This window comes from Kitasatospora sp. NPDC057198, assembly GCF_042670125.1.
GTDB lineage: Bacteria > Actinomycetota > Actinomycetes > Streptomycetales > Streptomycetaceae > Kitasatospora.
The window spans coordinates 1-2932 of record NZ_JBHUWH010000691.1 but is presented as its reverse complement, the minus strand read 5'-3'; the positions used below and the strand labels follow the sequence as shown (position 1 = coordinate 2932).

Annotated in this window: 3 protein-coding genes; all 3 read right to left on the bottom strand. The window is 75.0% G+C overall.

The features are described 5' to 3' along the window. Nucleotides 1-77: 77 nt before the first annotated feature. Entirely contained in the window at nucleotides 78-1085 is a 1008-nt protein-coding gene (locus ACFUEL_RS37820) for a proline racemase family protein (protein WP_380242467.1), read from the bottom strand. 97 nt (nucleotides 1086-1182) lie between these two features. Beyond that, nucleotides 1183-2091 carry a dihydrodipicolinate synthase family protein gene (locus tag ACFUEL_RS37815; protein ID WP_380242465.1) on the bottom strand — a complete coding sequence of 303 codons (909 nt, stop codon included), beginning with the start codon at nucleotides 2089-2091 and terminating at the stop codon, nucleotides 1183-1185. A 142-nt stretch (nucleotides 2092-2233) separates the two neighbouring features. Beyond that, the coding region (locus tag ACFUEL_RS37810) for a (2Fe-2S)-binding protein (protein ID WP_380242463.1) at nucleotides 2234-2932 on the bottom strand (699 nt) is incomplete at its 5' end.

Sequence of the window (2932 nt, the reverse complement as noted above, 5' to 3'; positions counted from 1 at the left end):
TCGGCGGGGTTGTACGAGTCGATCGTGGTCATGCTCGAGTACCTTTCACGAAGGGGGAATTGACGCCGCGGCGGTGACTACAGCAGGAAGCCGGCCGGGAACGGGTCCGTCGGGTCGAGGAAGTACTGCGCGGTGCCGGTCACCCAGGCCCGGCCGGTGACGGTCGGGACGACGGCGGGCCGTCCGGCCACGGTGGTCTCCTCGACCAGGCGGCCGGTGAAGGTCGTCCCGATGAAGGAGTCGTTGCGGAAGTCGGCGCCGATCGCCAGCTCGCCGCGGGCGTGCAGCTGCGCCATCCGCGCGGAGGTGCCCGTCCCGCAGGGCGAGCGGTCGAACCAGCCGGGGTGGATGGCCATCGCGTGCCGGGAGTGCACCGCGTCCGAGCCGGGCGCGAGCAGCTGGACGTGGTGGCAGCCGTGGATGGTCGGGTCCTCGGGGTGCACCGGCCGGTGCGCGTCCGAGGCGTTGACCGCGTCCATCAGGGCCAGCCCGGCGGCCAGGATGTCGTCCTTGCGCGCGCGCTCGAACGGCAGCCCGAACTGCTCCAGCGGCAGGATCGCGTAGAAGTTGCCGCCGTAGGCGAGGTCGTAGGTGACGGTGCCGTGGCCGGGCACCTCGACCGTCCGGTCCAGCGCCGCCGAGTACGAGGGCACGTTGCGGATGGTGACGCCGACCGCGGCGCCGTCCTCCACCCGCACGTCGGCGACCACCAGCCCGGCGGGGGTGTCCAGCCGGACGGTGGTGACCGGTTCGACCACCGGCACCATGCCGGTCTCGACCAGCACGGTGGCGACGCCGATGGTGCCGTGGCCGCACATCGGCAGCAGGCCGGAGACCTCGATGTACAGCACGCCGAAGTCGGCGTCCGGCCGGGTGGGCGGCTGCAGGATCGCGCCGCTCATCGCGGAGTGGCCGCGCGGCTCGTACATCAGCAGCGTGCGGAACCCGTCCAGGTGCTGCTGGAAGTGGGCGCGCCGCTCGGCCATGGTGGCGCCGGGGACGGTGCCGAAGCCGCCGGTGACCACCCGGGTGGGCATGCCCTCGGTGTGCGAGTCGACGGCGTGGAAGACGTGACGGGTCCGCATCGCGGTGCTCTCTCCAATCGGCTGACGGCGGGTCGTGGGGTGCGGTGGTCCGGGCCGGCTCCCCCCTGGGCCGGTCCGGACCACCCGCGCCGGACGGTTACCTGTGGCCCTCGGCGAGCGCCTTCTCGGTCGCGGCGCGCACCGCGGCCTCGATCTCCGGCACGAGCGGCAGCCGCGGGGCGCGGGTCGGGCCGCCCGGGCGCCCGGCGATGTCCATGGACAGCTTGATGGACTGCACGAACTCGGTCTTGGAGTCCCAGCGCAGCAGCGGGTGCAGCGACTTGTAGAGCGGGACGGCGGTGGCCAGGTCGCCGGAGACCGCGGCGTGGTACAGCTCGGCACTGGCGGCGGGCAGCGCGTTCGGGTAGCCGGCGATCCAGCCGACGGCGCCGGCGACGGCCAGCTCCAGCAGCACGTCGTCGGCGCCGATCAGCAGGTCCAGGCCGGGGGCCAGCTCGCCGATCTCGTAGGCGCGGCGGACGTCGCCGGAGAACTCCTTGACGGCGACGATCGAGCCGTCCGCGTGCAGCCGGGCGAGCAGCGACGGGACGAGGTCGACCTTGGTGTCGATCGGGTTGTTGTACGCGACGACCGGCACGCCGACCCGGGCGACCTCGGCGTAGTGGGCGCGCACCGCGGCGTGGTCGGCGCGGTAGGCGTTCGGCGGGAGCAGCAGCACGGAGCCGGCCCCGGCCTCGGCGGCCTGCTCGGCCCAGCGGCGGGACTCGGCGCTGCCGTAGGCGGCCACCCCGGGCATCACCCGGGCGCCGTCCCCGGCCGCCTCGACGGCGGTGGTGACGACCTTGGCGCGCTCCTTGGGGGTGAGCGTCTGGTACTCGCCGAGCGAGCCGTTGGGGACGACGCCGTCGCAGCCGTTGTCGATCAGCCAGCGGACGTGCTCGGCGTAGGCGTCGTAGTCCACCGTGAGGTCGTCACGGAAGGGCAGGGTGGTGGCGACCATGATGCCGCGCCAGGGACGGGCGGGGTCGTGGGGGGTGCGGGTCATGGGGGTCTCCCTAGATATGATGTGTGACATTTTACAAGTGGGCGAGCGGGGTCCACAAGAGCGACCCGCCCACCCGAACCGCCCCGGCCGACCGGAACGACGGACCGGAACGACGGACCGGCACCCGGCCCGGCAGCGGCCCTCAGCGCCGGCCCGACCGCCCCGGCCCCGGACCAGGCTCCGGCTCCGTCCCGGCCTCGCGCGGCTCCACCAGCTCCGCCAGCTGCGCCAGCGGCACCGGGCAGGACAGCGGCCGGCTGTCCGGCCGCCCGGCCCCGCCGCCGGACAGGCAGGCCACCGCGGGCCCGCACATCCGGCCCTGGCACCAGCCCATCCCGGCCCGGGTGAGCAGCTTGACTGTCCGGGCGTCGCCGGCGCCGAGCTCCTCGACGGCCGTCCGGATCTCCCGCGCCGGGACTTCCTCGCACCGGCAGACGTCGGTGTCGTCGGTGACCCAGCCGGTCCAGTCCGGTCCGGGCGCATGCGCGGCGGCCATCAGCTCGGCGAACGCGCGCCGCCGCCGCCGGACGGCCTTCTCCCGGGCCGGGGCCGGGCGTCCGGCCACCGCGTGGGCGGCCAGCACCCCTTCGGCCAGCGCCAGGTCCGCGCCGCCGACGCCGCAGGTCTCCCCCGCCGCCCACAGGCCGGGCACGCTGGTGCGCTGCTCGGCGTCGACCTCCAGGGCGACCGCGCCATCCGGCCCGGCGACCGTCCTGGCGCCCAGTTCGGTGGCGAGTTCGATCTGCGGGACGAGTCCGTGCCCGATCGCCAGCGCGTCGCAGGCGATCCGCCGCCCGCTGCCGGGCACCGGCTTCCAGCGGGCGTCCAGCCGGGCCACCGT

Bases quoted from the DNA above. Each gene is read 5' to 3' on its own strand.
- ACFUEL_RS37820 (WP_380242467.1), bottom strand. From the start codon at position 1,085: ATGCGGACCCGTCACGTCTTCCACGCCGTCGACTCGCACACCGAGGGC.
- ACFUEL_RS37815 (WP_380242465.1), bottom strand. From the start codon at position 2,091: ATGACCCGCACCCCCCACGACCCCGCCCGTCCCTGGCGCGGCATCATG.